Raw genomic sequence first — 18,832 nt, 5'->3', positions numbered from 1 at the left:
CGGCAGTACCTGAGGGTGCTGTCAAGGATTTTGTAAACAGAAAAGCGGCGGCTAATAAGTGACGATGATGTCGGAAGTAATTGGACGGAAATCCTGGAATAATGCGCTTGTTGGTTTAGTGCTGCTCTGTATTTACATTGCTTTATTTTCTCCGCAGGCAAGGGCGGATCACAATTGTCCCTCATCTCCGGATAACCCCGCATTTTTTAATATCCTTGACCATAGCTATAGTAATAGCTGGTGTGAACTCTGTGGCGATGGCCAAGTGACCATCGAAATTGTTGTTCCCAGCATCCGCAGTGGTTTTATGGGAACCCAGCATATTGAAAATATTGTGGTCACAGAAAACCTGGGGACTTCACAACTGGAATATATCCCCGGTTCCACTACAGTAAGCTCTGGTGTTGTTTTAAGCGAACCTACTGTCAGCGGCACTACTATCCGTTGGGACCAAAACGACCTGTCTGCACTCGCTGCCCGTAATGAAAGTACTACCTTATGGATTACTTTCGGTGTACGCAGTAGGGCAGACCGTGAAGAAGATTTGGTTAATAACAACCGCACTATTAATGCATCTGCCTCTTTCGACTATTGTGGTGATTCGGAGACAGATTACGATAGTATGGAGCTGGCTATTAAAGAGCCGCTGCCCTCCGTAGATAAACGCGGGCGTAATATCGATGCGGGTCAAACTAATTACACCAATAATGTTTATGGCAATATTAATGATGACGTGATCTGGCGTATCGCTATCTCCAATGCTGGGGATGCAGATATGCAGGATGTACGCTTTGATGATTTGATGACCAACCCGAATATGGACATCAATTATGCTTGTTCCAGCGAATCAGCGGCGCAGGCTATCGCCAATAACAATGGTTCCAATCCAGGTGTCTCTGGGTGTGTTTCAGCCAGCAACAATATCAATAATTTTGAGCTGAATGGCAGCTTCTCCGGTGGTTCAGGACGCACAGATGTTCCGGCAAACTCAACCCTGAACATCTATCTGGTAGGTAAGGTAAACACCTCCTGTAGTGACGGCACGAATACGGTTTCAGATATACAGTGGGGTTGCGAAATTGATGACGATACCGGTGTTGGGGGGATTTCCTCTCCTGCAGTAGGCTCAGGGCCCGGTTCAGATTCCGAAGCAATGTATGCCCGAGTTGCCGATGCACTCGATATTACCCAGGCCATTACCGGCACTAATTTGAATCAACCACTGGGTTCGGCCGGTTTTGTAACTATTACCATCAATAACCAGACACGTGGCTCGGTTAAGGATATCCAGTTCGTTAGTGATCTTCCGGATGAATATGTGGTGGATACCACCTATACACCACAGATTACCCGCGAGCGCCGTGGCGTTGATGGACATGGGGCCAACTACAGCTCCACTTACCCCGGTAAGGCCGATACCCTGCAATGGCGTGTGGGTAGCAATTGGAATCAATGGCACACTGACCCACTGCAAAATAACAAGCCGGAATTCCGCCTGCTGAGTAGCACCACGCACCCGAATTATTCGGACCAGCGCAATATGATGCGCCAGGGCGATGAGATACAAATCCGTTTCCGTATTGTTACCACTGAGCCTGACTTTTTCGACAAAATGGCCGATCTCGATGTGGAAGTAGAATCGGCAGGTAACGGCAAAGACCCGAACAGTAATATTAGCCTCGCCAATAATGTTTTAACGGTTGACTACGAGGATTTCTGCCCCAGTACCAATCCTCCCACGCAGATTGAAAATCAGTCGGTTACCCCGAACCCGGAAGATCTGGATATCAGCACCGTGCATCCTCTGTACATAGTGCGGGATAGCGGTACGTCTGAGCTGACGGTAGATGTAACCAACAATGGTGGACACGATGCGGATAACTACGATGTGTATGTCACCTTTGGTGAAGCCATGCGCGTACTGTCAAATGACCGCGCCTGTACTCCAGTTGGCAAGCCTAACCCCGGCACCGTGCCCGCACACCCGCTTTGGAACCAACCGGACTTTCTGCCAGCTTCGGCTGCGGTTTATCGCTGTACCAGTCTAGATGGTGTCATTGAACCGGGAAGAACCGAGCGTATTATTTTCCAGGTAGAAAAAAACCATTCTGCCACCGATGATGATCTTACCTTCCGCGCCGATGTGGTGGGAGAGATAACCTTGTCCGATGGCACTCCGCTGTATTTCCCTAATCCAGCGGTGTTGAATGAAACAACGCCCCAGAAGCAGTTGGCCAATAACTACACCCTCGACGGTATGCGCGCGCGGGTCATGGGTTTTAACCTGATCAAGGAGCGCTCTGATCAGTGTAATGAATTAACTTCCGAAGCTGCATTCCCCAATAGCAATGTGTTGATTGGTGAAGAGTGTCGCTTTGAAATCCAGGCCGGAGGCTGGTTTGGTTTCGACACGCCCGGATTTACCCTGATTGAAGTGCGCGATATTGATGTGCGCGATGACCTGCCGGATGGTCAGGGCTATATCGCCGATGCTCCGCTTACTTGTGCGGATGTCATCCTGCCGCACCCGGTTTCTCAGGCAAATTGTGTAGTGATTCCCAGTGGCGATATTGTGGAGACCGGGGGCTTGAATATTCCCCTTAGCGAAGCAGACTTTCTCTGGGATGTGACCTCCAAGATAACCCTGCGCGATCGCTGGTTCCTTGCAGATATGACCACGCGCTTACTCAATGATCCGGTGGATACTGAGAACACCGATCCGAATCAGCATGCCAATCCCAGCACCGATTACGCACGCGCGCAATTTACCGCGGTTTTCGACACCGAAACTATTGTGGTGGATAACTACAATACCAGCGGTATTTTTACCAATATTGATGGTGTGCCTACTACCGTACCGGGTTTCCCAGATATTACCGAGTGGTCGGAAACTGTAACCGTCTCCGAGCCCCATATCGAAGTTGATAAAAAAGTCTGTAACGAAAATCTCTACGGTATAGGTACCAGCTGTACAAATTTCGTGGACTTTACTAACGAAGGCCACCGAGACCAGACTTACATTTTCCGCCTGACCCTGACTAATCGCACAGCCGATAGCGGTGTAAACCGTGCTCCTGCCTACGATCTGGTGATCACCGATACGCTCGACCCTTCCGGTCAAATGTGTGTGCAGGCCCTGAGCAGCGATGGCCTGGATAACGATGGTGATGGCTCAGCGGAAACGAATAACGGTGATGATGGATGGGTAGGCACCACTACAGGTGCTAATAATTATTCTGAAGCCAGCCATTGTAGTAGTGGTGGAACTCCGGCGATTGTCACTTTCTCTTATGAGCATTCCACAGCGCTGGAGCGCATTAATCCCGGTGACTCGGTAACCCTTTACTACCGCGTTAAGCCACATCGCTCCGTAGCGCCACTACAAATTTTTAACAATACCTTTTATGCCCGCTACGACAGCCTGGAAGGCAATTTTGGCCAACAGACCGCCACACAGATCGATAGTGACGTGGACAATGATGGCGTTGGCGATGGCACTCCCGCAGCAGGGCGTGCGCGCCACTATAAATCTGCGGATGCACAAGCGCGAATGCAGATTATTGAGGTGAAAGCGGAACCGAAGCAGGCTTTGCAATTATCCAATGGTGCTGCCAGCGGCACCAATAAAGATACTGCGGTTGTGGGCGAGGAAATTCGCTATCAGCTGACCGCAAAAATTCCTGCAGCTAAATTGCGTAACTTTATTATCCGCGATGAATTGCCGGCGGGAATGCGCTGTATTGAAGGGCAAACCGTAAACCTCGATGCATCGCCCTACGATGCTGCTGGTTTTATTCCCGGTGGTACTTTTAGCGCTACCTGTACCAGCACAGGTAGCGCTGATTACGTGGAGTGGAATTTTGGCGATCAGGAACTCACCACGGTAACCGGTAGCCTGTTTGATTTCCCGGTGGAATTTATTGCGCGCATTGAAAATAGCAGCAATACCGATGACGGTGATGTGCTGGGTAATGGTGGTAGTTACACCACTGCCCAGGTGAGCTATGTGGATGAGGCTAATCAAAACGTTACGGTACCTTTTGCCTCCCACGAAATTACCGTGCTGGAACCCAAGATACAGCTGAACAAATCGTTCGCAGTAACTAACAGCGATGCGGATGATATTCTCACAGTAACTGTCACTGCAGAAAATATCGGTACCGCCGCCGCCTATAACCTACAGGTACTCGATGACCTTACCGGCTCCAAGTTGGTTTATATCGGCAATATTGGAGGTAATGATCCACCCCAAAATGTCGATATCACTTCCGTGGGTGCTAATGCACCGATCTTTAGCTGGAATCGCAGTAATGCGGATTACAGCATCGCCGTGGGCGCTACCAAGTCATTCACCTTTGATGTGCGTGTAGAGCAGGGTGTAGAGCCCCATGAGATTCTGGATAACACCATTCAGGCCCGCTGGCAGTCCCTGCCGGGCAAAGATATTTCATTGAATAGCAGTAAGACTATTGGCAATGATGGAGCTGCTGACGGTATGCGTATCGGCGTGTTACCCAATGGTGGTGACGCGATTAATGATTATGAAACCAATGCCAGTGCCCAGACAGAAGTCTTGCCGCTACAGATAAACAAAACCGATTTACAGCCCGCTTTAGCTCCCACCATTGGTGCTCATAAAAAATTCCAGCTGGAAATCCGCTTGCCAGAAGGTATCAGCCAAAATGTAGCGGTTACCGATCAGCTCGGCAGCCCGGAAGGCTATGTGCTTAGCCATAATGCCGATTTCGATATTACTTATGATTTTGTCGGTATCGAAACCATTAACGGCGCAGCGCCATCTGAAACAGCATTCAATAGTTTCCCAGCAGATAATACTGCCGGCAATGCCACCTGGAATATTGGCACCGTGGATACTGCCAGTGAAAATGACACGGTTGGCGGTACTATTGAACCACTGATTCGTATTACCTACTTTGCCCGTATCGCCAATGATTTGGCTACAAATAATGGCGATTCCCGTCGCAATGGTGCCACCCTGTCTTACCGCAATGGCGAAACCGGAGCCGGGGAAAATCTTAATGACAACACCGCTGCGGTTACCGTGGTAGAGCCTTTGCTAGCGGTCAGTAAAACCGTCAGTAATGCGACCAACCCCGGCAATTTGCCTGTGGGTGGTGATGTACTGGAGTACGAAATTACCGTGGCCCACGATGGTGGCTCCACAGCAGCTGCTTACGACTTAAATCTGGTGGATACACTACCTTCGGAATTGCGCCTGGACAGCAGTTTTACTCCAACGGCATTAATTAATGGTGGTGTTGTGGCAGGTTTTGTCTCAACACCGGCGGCAGCGCCCAATGGCCCCTTGCTTTGGGGGCGGGAGAACGGTGATAACAGTCTGGACCTGCAACTGGGGGAAACTCTGGTTATTACCTACCGCACTCAGGTGAATGGGGTATTTGGTTCGCCCATTAGCAATAGTGTGATGTTGGATTGGACCTCTCTCGACAACAGCAGTACAAATGATCAGGCTTATGAACGCGATGGTGCTGGCTGCCCAAGTATTTCGGCACCGGATGATTACTGTGTGGGCCCGGCCAGCGCCAGTATCGACACGGTGGATAACACCACTATTTCCAAGACAGTCATTGCAGATTCCGATAGCGCCACTCCAGTGGGTACGGTACGGGTTGGTGACACTGTTACCTATCAGCTGGTTCTGAATCTGCAGGCGGGCACCACACCGGCGGTAACCGTTACCGATACGCTGCCGAGCGGATTGGAGTTTGATTCCATTGTCAGCGTGAACGGTGATACCACCGCGCCCTACGATGACAACTTGAATGATTACACCTATGCGGCAATTGCCGTGCCTGGCGCCGGGGATACTGGTACCGTGACCTGGAATCTGGGCGATATCCTCAGTAACTTCGGTAACACCAATCAATTTATTATTGAGTACACCGCCAAGGTACAAACCGGCGCGGGCATTGCGGTGCCCACTGCCACCCTCACCAATACTGCGCAACTGAATTACACCGGTGCCGCCAGTACATTGCAGGACAGCGCCAGTATTACAGTACTGCAGCCGCGCCTTGCGAATCTGACTAAAACCGATGCCAACTGGCCCAGTTCCCATATGAATGTGGATCCGGCCAATGATGTGATGCAGTTTACTTTACAAGCCTGTAACACTGGCTTGGCTCCAGCGTACGATCTGTCTTTGACCGATGATCTGGCGACGCAGATGGAGCAAAGTTCCATCGCCAATTTACGGGTCTCCCTGGATGGCTCAGTACTGACTCAAGGTACTGATTACAGCTACACTGCACCGGTCAATCGCGGTGACGATATGCACTTTACTTTACAGGTGCCTATCGACGCTGGTGCCTGCTTGGATATTTATTATGAAATTGGCTTTTATACTGATATCGGCGGCGGTGAAAACTGGGTAAACACTTTTACAGCAAATGAATTCTGGTCACTGCCTAGCAAGAGTGGTGAACAGTATGCTGCAGTTCCCCTGGCAATGCCTTACCCGATGGGTACTGTTGCCACTACGGTAACGCCTCCGCAGAAAACGCTGCTTACTGCCCCCACAGCGGCAGTGGGTGAGGAAGTAATATACCGCATTCAAGTACCGGGTAGCGCCACTACTGCGGCGATTCACGATTTGGTGATTACCGATGTGCTCGACCCCAGCCTGACACTGGTGCAGCTGCAGGAAATTAATGGCCGCGCATTTACCGATAACACCAGCAGTAACAATATTGCCCTGGCTGTTGACATGCTTCCGGCCGGCGAAGTGGCAATTTTTGAAGTGCGCGCACGGGTTGCCAATAATGCAACCGCGCAAGCGGGGCACAACTTTGCCAATCAAGCCAGTTATACCTTTGCCGCGACTAAAGGTGGGGCTGCACAGGCCGGCGGTGTCGGCACTGCGCCGGTGCTTACTATTGTGGAGCCGGATTTATCCGCAACCAATACGGTGGTCAACCAGACCAGCCCCGGTAATGACCCCGATGCGGGCGATATTCTGCGCTTTACCCTGGACCTAGCCGCTGCGGGCAGCCCGGAGAATTCCGCCGCTTTCGATTTGGCTATCCTTGAGCAGCTCTCTCTGGGGCTGCAATTCGTACCGGGCAGCGTCACCTTTGCAGGTGCCGCCCAGGCCGATCCCACGGTAACCGGCGATGGTGTTAATACTGCGCAAATTCTCGAGTGGAGCCGTGCCAACAGCGATCTGGATATCTCTGCCGGTAATAACAGCCTGTTGGTATTCGATGCTCTGGTACTGGATGAAGTGCTGGCAGCTGCCACACTTTCCACCACTGCGCGTATCGAGTGGACCAGTCTGGATGAAGATAACAGCAGTCCCCATGAGCGCAATGGTGCTGACGGTGTCGGCGGTTTAAATGATTATGTCCTGGAAAATATTGCCGCACAGCTGACCGCCGCCAATGACAGCGTACTGAGCAAAACCCGTGTTGACGATAGCTACGGTAGCACCGATGTGCAGTTGCGTATCGGCGATCTGGTGGAATACGAGCTGCGTCTGGCCCTGCCAGAAGGTACAGCACCGAAGGCGCAGATTGTCGATACCTTGCCCCAGGGCATGGTATTCGCCGGCACTGTGTCGATTAATGGCGATAACAATGCACCTTTCGTGGCTGTGGCACCTTTCCTCCACAACGATATCGCCGAGCCGGTGCAGGCTGGTGACCCGGCCGCGGGCCCGACCACACTGAGTTGGAATATTGCTGATTTGCGCAACCAAGGCGATAACAACGCAGCTAATGATGAATTTGTGCTGCGCTATCGCGCGCGGGTATTAAACCGCGATGTGCACCCATGGCCAGCCAACAATACTGCACTCACTAATAATGTTGTTTTCAGCTTCGATGCCGCTACCGGTAATGAAACACGCAATGACAGTGAAACTCTGGATCTGCTACAGCCAGACCTGGCAATAGCAATCAGTTCGAATCCTGCTGGGGGTACCACTCTCTCCGCCGGTGATAGGGTCGATTACACCATTACAATTACCAATAATGGTTCTGCGCCCGCCTATGATCCGCTCTTTAAAGACTTGATTCCCCTCGGCCTGCGCCAGGCTGGTGTCAATGTGCAGTCAGTAACTGTCAATGGCGCTACTGCAACGGCTGTTGCTCCAACTTTCGACAGCAGCACTGGCGCAGCGATTTGGGATTTCTCCGCGGGTACCGGTTACGCCATTAACCCAGGCCAGACTTTACAAATGGTGTACCGCGTTCAGGCGGATGCTAATTTGGGCGCGGGCCTTAATCTGCAAAATGCCGCTTATGTGGAGACTTATTACTCTTTGGATGGCGACAATCTGCCTTCTCTCGGTATGACGGCCGTGATTGCGGATATGCGCGAAGACTACGGCCCCACAGCCCCGGTGAGTGTGCAGTTTAATACTCCCAATGCCGCGCCGCTTTTCATTGAAAATACTCAGCCTACGGCTTCTATTGGCGAGCCGTTCAATTACCGCATTACTATTCCGCAAACGCCGCAGCCAGCAGCCCTGCACGATGTTAGCGTGTTGATTGACCTCAGTGCTTCCGCGGCGGATTTGGAATTTATTGGTGCGGCCAAGGTTTCCGGTAAAAATGCATTTACTCCGCAAAATACCGGTTCCGCTTCTGCACTGGTGATTGCCGATACTACCAACGGCATCGATGTGCCCGCTGGTGAGCAGGTGGTTATTGATGTAACGCTGCGCTTGCGCGACAGCAATCCACCCAATGTGGATGGCTTCCTGTTTAGCAACAGCGCCAGTTACAGCTACAACTACGATAATAACAACCCGGCCATGGGGCAGGGTGCTGGTGCGGGTAATTCCACCTTGGATATGCAGGTGGTAGAACCCACGGCGATTACCCTGACAAAAACCGGCCCGGCCAGTGTGCAGTCCGGTTTACCTGGCACCTTTACTTTGGACTTACACAATATTGGTACCGGCCCAGCCTGGGATATCAGCGTGACCGATATCCTGCCGGACAATAATCCCGGTGGCATGTGTGAAACCGCACCAAATAATTTTGCCGCACAAATCACCGATGCGGCCGGTACTGCGATTGCCACCCTGACTGAAGGTACCGATTTTAATACGGCCTTTGATGCAGCCAGTTGTACTCTTACCATCACATCAATTGGCGCTGGGGCAATGTTGGCTGCGGATCACCATCTGCTGCTAAGTTACGACGCTACTCTGGATGCAGATACCCGCGATGGCGAAACGCTCACCAATATTGCCGGGGTAACGCTGTGGCACAGTTGGGATAGCAGTGCGCCTGAAGCGCGTCAGTACACTCGTCCGGCGCCTACCGATGGCACGCCTGGCGTGCTCGATCATGAGGATGCCTATACCCTAAGTGCTTCAGTACCCAAGGTAACTTTCTACAAGACTGTCGAGAATGTTACTCGCGGACAAAATCCGGCTGCCACGGCCAGCCCTGCAGAAGTATTGCGCTACACCCTCACTTTGAAAAATATCAGCGGTGTGGATGTCAGTGGTATTGAGATTACTGATGACTTGGGCCGCCTAAACAGCTTGCCATTGTTCCAGTCGGGCTCCCTGCAACTGGTTACTGCTCCGGCGAGTAGCGATAGTAGCGGGACAGATGCTTCTGCTGGTACCCACGGCAGTGGCTTGTTGAAGGTGACCAATCTTGACCTGGCGGCAAGTGGCAGTGCGGGTGATTCCATTCAGTTGATCTATGAAGTAAGTCTCGCCTCTGTAATTGACAGCGGTACAACTGTGTTGAATCAGGCTCAGGTACAGTTGCCCGGTCAATTACTGAAAAACAGTGATGATCCCAATATTAACGGTACTGATGATCCTGACGCTGCGGGGGATGAAGATCCTACTCAGGTATTAATTGAATCTGAACCACTGCTGGTAATTCATAAAACCTCAGCAGATATGACCGGTGACCCGGACCTGCTGATGGTGGCGGATACCCTGCGCTATACCATTCGCGTGGAAAATACCGGTAACGAAAATATCGTTAACGGGATGTTGCGTGATCAGATCCCAGCGAACACTACTTATGTTGCTGGCTCCACCACCTTGAATGGTTCTGCGCTTACAGATGTAAGTGGCGCTTCGCCGCTTGAAGCGGGTATGAACATTAATACATCTGGCGAAGCCGATGGTTTCATTGCTGCAGCGGCAACTGGCGCTGTGCCTGTGATGGTTACCTTTGATGTCACCATTAATGACGTCAATGACGGCACTATTATTTCAAACCAAGGCTTTGTTAATGGCGAAGGTGCTGGTAGTGGCCCCTTCGATGAAGTCCCATCGGATGACCCCGCTACAGATGCCCCCAACGATCCAACAATAGATATTGTTGGCGATGTTCCCCTGCTGGTTGCTCATAAGACCGTGGCAATTACGGTGGATAATATTTCTACGGGTATTGTCGACCCCGGTGATGTGCTGCGTTACACCATTGCGATTACCAATATGGGGGGGGTTGATGCGCTGCAGGTCGCACTCACTGACCAAGTGCCTGCAAATACCACTTATGTTGCCGGCAGTACCACCTTAAATGGTATCGCGGTTGCTGATAATGCCGGTGGTATGTCACTGCTGAATACTGCATTGCCGGTATCTTCTGATGACCTAACCCCACCTTTGCCAAGTGCCAACGAGGGGGTGATTACTTCTGCACAAACTGCCACCGTAACTTTTGATGTAATGGTGAATATGGATGCTGCCAGGGGCACGGTAATCAGTAACCAGGGCAGTGTTACTGCAGAAAAACTGCCATTGGTACTTACTGATGCAGATGGCAATCCGGCCAATGGTGCCCAACCGACACTAGTGGTGGTGGGTGATGCACAGCTGCTTTCAATTGTAAAAGAAGTTGCCGTTGTCGGTGGTGGCGCAGCCGAAGCCGGAGCAGTGCTGGAATATCTGGTGACCATTGAAAATATCAGTGGTGTGCCGGCGACCATGGTAAGTATTACTGATGATCTAATGGTTGCCGGCGATGGTGTCCTTACCTACGTTGCAGACTCTGCCATGCTCAATGGCCAAGTAGATGGAGTCAGCGTTGCCGGTACGGTAATTACTGCTGACTACTCCACAACTTATGGAGATTTGCTGCCGGGTGAAAGTGTGACATTGCGCTTCCAGGCAAAACTTTCCGACAGCCTGGAAATTGGCTACACCGTGGTGAATACCGCGGAAGTGCACTGGAATGATCCACCTTCAAGCAACCAGGCCAGTGTTGCTATCGATGTCGGTGGCACACCGGGAATCGCTAATTTGGCCGGTTACCTGTGGCACGATGTGAACTTCAATAATCAGGCCGATGCTGATGAACGCCTGCTGTTGAACTGGGCAGTGGATCTGTATTTCAACGGTGCATTGCTGGAAACAATTCAGACCGATGAAAATGGCTATTTCCACTTCCAGGGACTGGTACCCAACAATTATGGTGGTCTTAGTTACGAGATGCGCTACACCGCGCCGGATGCCAGCGAAAGTACCGCATCTCTGGGTAATCCGGTTTCCGATTTCACCAATGGTCCCCAGCGTATCAGTGAGATCTTTGTGGAGTCTGGTGCTAATCCGCAAGACTTAAACCTGCCGCTTACGCCAAACGGAGTTATTTACAACTCCATTCTGCGTGCTCCGATTACCGGCGCTACGCTGAGTATGCTGCGTGCCAGCTCAGGCCAGGAGTTGCCGGATCGTTGCTTCGATGATGAAAAGCAGCAGGGCCAGGTAACCCGTGCCGGTGGCTACTACAAGTTCGATATTAATTTCGATGATGCCGCCTGTCCGGCCAATGCGGACTACCTGATTCGAGTAGAACTGGCCGATGACAATTATGTCGGTGGTGAATCCCTGGTTATTCCAGCGCAGACCAATGAGGAGACTGCCGGATTCGATGTGGGCGCCTGCCTCGGCAGTAATGCAGATATGGTGCCGGGTACTGCGCAACACTGTGAGGTACAGCTGTCCCCGGCTAATCCGCCGCTGGATATAGAGGCGCGTGATACCTTGACCAACTATTACCTGCGCCTGACTCTGGATAACAAACAAATTCCAGGGGATAGCCAGTTGTTCAATAACCATATCCCCCTGGACCCGAAATTAGAGGGGGCGCTCTCTATTACTAAAACTGCGGCCATGTTGAATGTGACCCGCAGCCAATTGGTGCCTTACACCATTACCTTCGGCAATAACCTGCCAGTACCGCTCACCGATTTGCAGCTGGTGGACTTCTTCCCCGCGGGCTTCAAATACGTGGCCGGCTCGGCGCGTCTCGATGGCGAACCGGTGGAACCGGAGATGAAGGGGTTACAATTGATCTGGTCGGACCTGCGTGTAGAGGCGGATCAGACCCGCGAGTTGAAACTGCTACTCGTGGTAGGCTCCGGTGTGGGGGAGGGCAAGTATGTCAACCGTGCACGTATGTTCAACCAGCTCTCCGGGCAGACGGCGTCTGGTGAAGCCTCGGCGACCGTGCGTGTGGTACCGGACCCCACTTTCGACTGTACCGATGTGATCGGTAAGGTCTTCGACGATAAAAATATGAACGGCTACCAAGATGCCGGTGAAGGTGGACTGGCCGGTGCGAGGGTCGTCAGTGCAACGGGTCTCAATGCCACTGCCGATGCCCACGGTCGATTCCATATTACCTGTGCGGTGGTGCCGAACCCCGATCGCGGTTCCAATTTTGTGCTCAAGCTCGACGACCGCAGTTTGCCAAGCGGCTATCGTCTCACCACAGAAAACCCGCGCGTGGTGCGTGCGACCCGAGGCAAGATGGTGAAGTTTAACTTCGGCGCCAGCCTGCATCGGGTAGTGCGCCTGGATATGGCCGAGGCGGTCTTCGAACCGACAACTACCGAGATGCGTCCCCAATGGCAGTCCCGTATTGAGCTGCTGCTGGAAAAACTCAGCGAAGCACCCTCGGTATTGCGCCTGTCCTACCTCGCGGAAAATGAAGACCCGGATTTGGTGGAAGAGCGTTTGCAAACGATCAAGGCGGATATTGCCGAGCAGTGGGCGCGTAGTTATGGCGACTACGAACTGACGATTGAAACGGAAGTGTTCTGGCGGCGTGGTGCGCCGCCCAGCAAAGGAGGGTGGCAGTAATGTCCTTTGCAGATGGCAATAAAAAGCGCAGTAACTTGGAGTGTTCGCGCACACCTGGCACAGCGGTTGTTGCGAAAAAAAACACTCGCACATTTCGTCGGCGTGAGCGTTGCCTGGCCACAGCGATTACTTTGGCCTTGGCAATGCCTGTACACGCGCAGCAGCAATCTGATACCGAGGTAGCCGAACCTCTGGAAACCAGCTGGTGGCAGGTGTGGCAAAAAATTCCCGGACTGGCCCCAGAGGTAGAGGAGCCGCAGACGGAGTTTGAGGAAAAATCCATAGGCAGCAATACGGAAACGATGTTGCTGCGCGCCCCTTCCAATCAATGGCTGCAGGATGCGGGCACTTTTATTGCCCCTCCCGAGCCGATTGTGGTGGAAGACTTTATCGAGCCATTACAGTTTTTCGCTGTGGCTGATGAAGTTTCTCCTGAGGCCATCGCGTTATTGCGTGAAAAGCTGGATGAGCTGGGAGAGACGCCCAATTTCCAATTGCATTTTATTGGTCACACCGATTCGGACCCGATGCAAAAAGAATTCGTTGCGGATTACGCAAGTAAGGAAGAATTTACCCTTGCCCGCGCTCAATTTGTGGCAGATTTTTTCCAGCAGGCTTTGGAACTGCCGGAGGAGATGATCGCGGTGGAAAGCCGCGGTGACGCAGAGCCCATTGCCGACAATATCACCACTGCCGGACGCGAACTGAACCGTCGTGTGCAAGTGCAGGTGAGTTACGATGCTCTGGATGCAGAGGCTATGGCAGCCCGTGCCCGCGCTGAAGCCCTGGCACTTAAACGGGTCAAAGTGTGTCGGCAGGAAACGGTTTGTAGATTGAATTATACCGCTGGCACTGAACAGCGCGCGCGCTTAAAAAACCTGGTTAATCCTTTGCGCTGGCAGCCGGGGCAGGCGAATTTACCCGAGGCGTTCTTACGGCGTATCCGCGAAGTGCGCACAAATCTGGCCAACAAAAATAATCTGGTGATTCATTTTGTTGGTCATACCGATGCGTTGCCTCTGCAAATTGGTGAAAGCTCTGAGCAGCAACAGAATGCCTATCGGGAAAAGTCCCACAGCGAAGCCCGCCGTGTTGCTCTGGCGGTGCGCGATGCCCTGGGCCTACCGGACGCCATGATCTCCAGCAGCGGCAAGGGCGCCAGTCAGCCCATAGCCGCCAATGACACACCCAAGGGGCGCACCCTAAACCGCCGTGTGGAAGTGGAGTTCTGGTACGACGATCCCCTCGAAGTGGCGGTGGATGGCGTACAGGCCTGCCCGGAAGCGGCAGCCGCGGAAACCATTACCATTGCCCACCAATCCCTGCGTGGCGATATAGCGCCTATTCGTTTCGATAATGGCGATCCGATTATTACCCAGGCGCAGCTGACTCAAATTCGCGCTGCCATGGGGGAAATTTTGAGCAAAGCCAATGTGCGCCTGAGCTTTATTGGTTATAGCGAAAACAAGCGCATGGACCGCCGGGAAGCCATGGTCTACGGCGATGATGTTGGGCTCTCTGGTGCCCGCGCGCGCCGTGCGATGGAGCAGGTAAAAGAACTTCTCAGCCTCGAAGACTCCCAAGTGGAATTTGAAGGGCGCGGTTATGTACAGTCCGACGATGTAGTGGCCAACGGTTTCACCCTGGATGAAGGTGCGAGGGTTGAAGTGCAGGTGCTCTACGATGAGCTGGCGATTCTGGCGGAGAGCGACCGCCTGGAAATCGAGCGTATTAACCGCGAAGCTATCGCTAACAACCCCTATTCACTGAATTTAATGCGTATTACTGTGGATGGCAGCCCCGAATACGATCCCTATAAAAATTCTGCCGATCTGCAGCGCTGTACCGATGTGGCGCTGGATAATGCCAATATCCAGTTCCGCTTCGATAACAAAAAAATGCAGCCGCGTCTGAATATTTCAGCCTGGCCCAATACCATTCGCTACGCGGATAACCCGGATACCGAGCACAGCGAGAACCGCGTGGTTTTCCGCAGCTACACCAACTATCCCAGTTTTATTGAGCGGGCAGAGGTACGCCTGTTTGAAGAAGGGCAGTCCCTGCGAGACACCCCGGTTGACATAGTCCCGTTGGCTGCCGGAGAAGGGGAGTGGTTTGCAGAATTTTCCCATTTCCAGGCACCGCTAAAAAAACTGCACTATGTCTTGCGGGTGTACGATAAAAAAGGCCGCTTCGATGAAACTGCCGAACAGACTTTGTGGCTGGTGGATAAGGTTGAAGAGTCAACGAAAGAGGTAAACGTTTCTCAGGAATTATTGGTTGGCTACGGTGAAAATCGCCTAGCGCGAAGAAATATTCCTCTGGATGGCAACAGTGTGCTGGTGAACGGTGCCGAGGTACCGCCAGGGCACACCGTGTGGCTGGCGGGCAACCCGGTACCGGTCAACGAACAGGGTCAGTTTGTCGCCGAACAAATTTTCGACCCCGGTATGCACACCGTCGAAGTGGCTGTTCTGGATGAAGAGGGCAATGGCGAATTGTTCCTGCGCGATCTTGAATTTGCCAAAAACGACTGGTTTACCGTGGGTATTGCCGATCTTACGATCGGCTATGACAAAACCAACGGCCCAGCGGCGCTGGTTACCGGCGATGAAACCCACTACGACAATTCTGTTAGCTACGATGGCCGCTTGGCGTTTTATACCAGCGGTGGTTTCGGTGAGGGCTGGCGCCTCTCTGCCAGTGCGGATACGGAAGAGGGGCCGGTGGCTGATTTATTTTCCAACTTTATGGAAAAAACGCCCGATGCCCTGTTCCGCCGTTTAGATAGTGATCTTTATTATCCTACCTTTGGTGACGACTCCACCGTAGTGGAAGACGCACCCACCTCCGGCAAGTTTTATGTGAAGTTGTCCAAGTACGACGACTACGGCTTGTGGGGTAATTTCAAAGCGACCTATGCCGATAACGAACTGGCGCAAATAGACCGCGCACTCTATGGTGCTAACGGCCACTTCGAAAGCGATGCTATGACCAGCTTCGGGGAAAAACGCTTTCAGGTGGATGCCTTTGGTGCGGAGCCTGGCACCATTGCCGGGCGCGATGAGTATCGTGGAACCGGTGGCTCCCTCTATTTCATGCGTCATCAGGATATTCTCAACGGCTCCGAACGCCTGCGGGTTGAAGTGCGGGATAAAGACTCCGGCTTGGTACTGGCCGTAAAAAATCTCTCCCCGGTAATCGATTACGATATCGATTACATTCAAGGCCGCGTACTGCTGAACAAGCCCTTGTCTGCCTTGGCTAACGATAATCTGTTAATCCAGGATGGCTCTTATAACGGTAACCCTCAGTATCTGGTAGCCCGCTACGAATACACCCCCGGCTTTGAAGAGATGGATACTCTTGCCTTTGGTGGCCGCGCCCATTACTGGTTTGGAGATTACGTAAAGCTGGGGCTCAGTGCTACCCAACAGGATGAGGATGACAACGAAACTGCGCTGCAAGGCTTTGATTTAACGTTACGTAAAACGGCAGGCAGCTGGCTGAAAGTAGAAGTGGCCAACAGTGAAGGCGGTAACCTCGATAGTACCAACTCCTTAGATGGTGGTTTTACTTTTGATAGCGGTCAAACTTTTGATCCTGAGGCTAGCGCTGCTGCCAACAAAATTGAAGCTAGCCTACAGCTGGGTGATTTCTTCGAAAGCCTACGCGGCTCCGGTAATTTCTATCACCAGCAACGGGAAGCGGGGTTTTCTGGCCCCGGTCAATTTGCCCGCGGTGAAACCACCCAGTTTGGAGCGGGGATCAACCTACCTCTCGGTGAAAGTTTCGATGTGGGCTTGAAAGCGGATAGTAAAGAAGAGGAATTCGGCCTGCACACCAGTGCAACGGATTTGATGCTCGGCTACCGTCTCAACGATCACTGGCATCTCAGTTCCGGTGTGCGCAGCGATAGCCGCGAAGATTTCTCCCAAGTTGTAGCGGCCACCCAGACCCAGGGCGACCGCACTGATATGGCAGTGGAGGCCAGTTATGATTCTGGCGAAAATTGGAGTGCTTTCGGCTTTGTTCAGGGTACCGTAGAGGTGACCGGCACTCGTGAGGAAAACAATCGTTTTGGTGTCGGCGGTGCCTACCGGGTGAGCGACAGACTCACCATGGATAGTGAGGTTTCCAGCGGCGATACCGGCATGGGCGCGCGACTGGGCACTGACTTCCTGGTGAGCGACAGAACCAGCGTATACCTGAATTACACCCTCGATAACGAGCGCAGCGATACTGGCGTACGTGCCCGCAAAGGCAATATGAGTACCGGCTTCCGCAGCCGTTATTCCGATACCCTGAGTATGTATGGTGAGGAGCGCTACAGTCACGGCGATATCTCCACCGGCCTGACGCATGCCTTGGGTATGGACCTGGCGCCCAATGATCGCTGGACATACGGCACCACGGTAGAGGCGGGCACCCTGGAAGACCCACGCACTGGTGCCAAAACCGAGCGCAACGCCCTGGGCCTTAATATGGGCTATAGCCAGGATGCGATCCGTTTGGCCTCGGCGGTGGAATACCGTACCGATGCCATGGAAACCTCAGTGGATGAAAACACCGTGCTGGAATCCGAGCGCGATACTTGGCTGTTGAAGAACACACTGAGCTACCAGCTCAATCCAGACTGGCGCTTGGTCGGCAAATTCAATTACTCCGATAGCAAAAGTTCCCAGGGCGAGTTTTATGATGGAAAATTTACTGAAGCGGTAATGGGCTACGCCTACCGCCCGGTGAATCACGACCGCCTCAACACGCTATTGAAATACACCTATTTCTATAACGTGCCCACTAAAGATCAGGTAACCGTAGAAAACACCTCGGCTGAATTTATTCAGAAGAGCCATATTTTCTCCGTGGATGCCAGCTACGATCTCACCCAACGCTGGACCCTGGGAGGCAAATACGCCTACCGCCTTGGCCAGCTGAGCCTGGATAGAGAAGACCCGGAATTCTTCGACAGTCGCGCCAGCCTCTATGTGCTGCGCGCAGACTGGCATTTTGTAAAACGCTGGGACCTCCTCATCGAAGGGCGCCTGCTCGATTTACCCGACGCGCAGGACAGCAAGAGCGGTGCATTAATTGGCCTATATCGCCATATCGGTGATCACCTCAAGCTGGGGGTGGGCTACAACTTTACGGATTTCTCCGATGATCTCACTCAGCTGGATTACGACAGCCAGGGGATGTTTGTGAATATTGTTGGGAAGTTGTGAGCGTTGATTGTGTGGCCCGGCGGGAGCCGGGCTGATGACAGTGCCTAAGTGGGCAAACTCGGGGCCTGTCTTGCCAGGTGGTTGTCTAATGACTATTAGATGTTTTTATCCCAGGAGAATTGACAATTTATCTAATCCTTAGATAATGCACGCCGTTGATATTGACATACTTATTTTCGGTAGTAGCTGTACTTCTTAGCTTGTGAATTATTAGATCGTTCTTCTCTCTACGACTTCCCTCCTTAGCCTTCGTAAATAATATCGATGGCCTCACGCCTAAAAATCTGTATTTATTATGATGAAATCGTTGGTCGATCAATTTTTTATTTGGATTTCATCATTAACTTATATAAACATTCTTATTTATTGGTTGGACTTAATTACTCTGGATTTATTGTTTGTTGAGGGAGTCTTGAGGAAAAAGGTTCTTCACACGAGTAAGCTATCTATGAACTATTGGCTTCCATTTGGAGTGTTAATGCCCGTGCTTTGGGTGCTTAGG

The 18,832-nt window shown here is 52.2% G+C and carries 2 protein-coding genes; both read left to right on the top strand.

Annotated elements, in window-relative coordinates:
* Nucleotides 1–67 precede the first annotated feature (67 nt).
* Nucleotides 68–13,105: an isopeptide-forming domain-containing fimbrial protein gene (locus ACJJIJ_RS10230; protein WP_444939494.1), complete on the top strand. Its 13,038-nt coding sequence runs from the start codon at nt 68–70 to the stop codon at nt 13,103–13,105.
* Nucleotides 13,105–18,330, top strand: coding sequence for an OmpA family protein (locus ACJJIJ_RS10225; protein WP_444939493.1), 5,226 nt, complete (start codon nt 13,105–13,107; stop codon nt 18,328–18,330). The genes ACJJIJ_RS10230 and ACJJIJ_RS10225 overlap by 1 nt, the downstream gene beginning before the upstream one ends.
* Nucleotides 18,331–18,832 lie beyond the last annotated feature (502 nt).

The organism is Microbulbifer mixtoriginis (SeqCode) (assembly GCF_052467945.1).
The sequence above is the reverse complement of the archived record's forward strand: the minus strand, read 5'-3'. Positions and strand labels throughout refer to the sequence as shown.

What these genes read in the sequence shown, in the direction of transcription:
- ACJJIJ_RS10225 (WP_444939493.1), top strand. Translation starts at nt 13,105, where the DNA reads ATGTCCTTTGCAGATGGCAATAAAAAGCGCAGTAACTTGGAGTGTTCG.
- ACJJIJ_RS10230 (WP_444939494.1), top strand. Translation starts at nt 68, where the DNA reads ATGTCGGAAGTAATTGGACGGAAATCCTGGAATAATGCGCTTGTTGGT.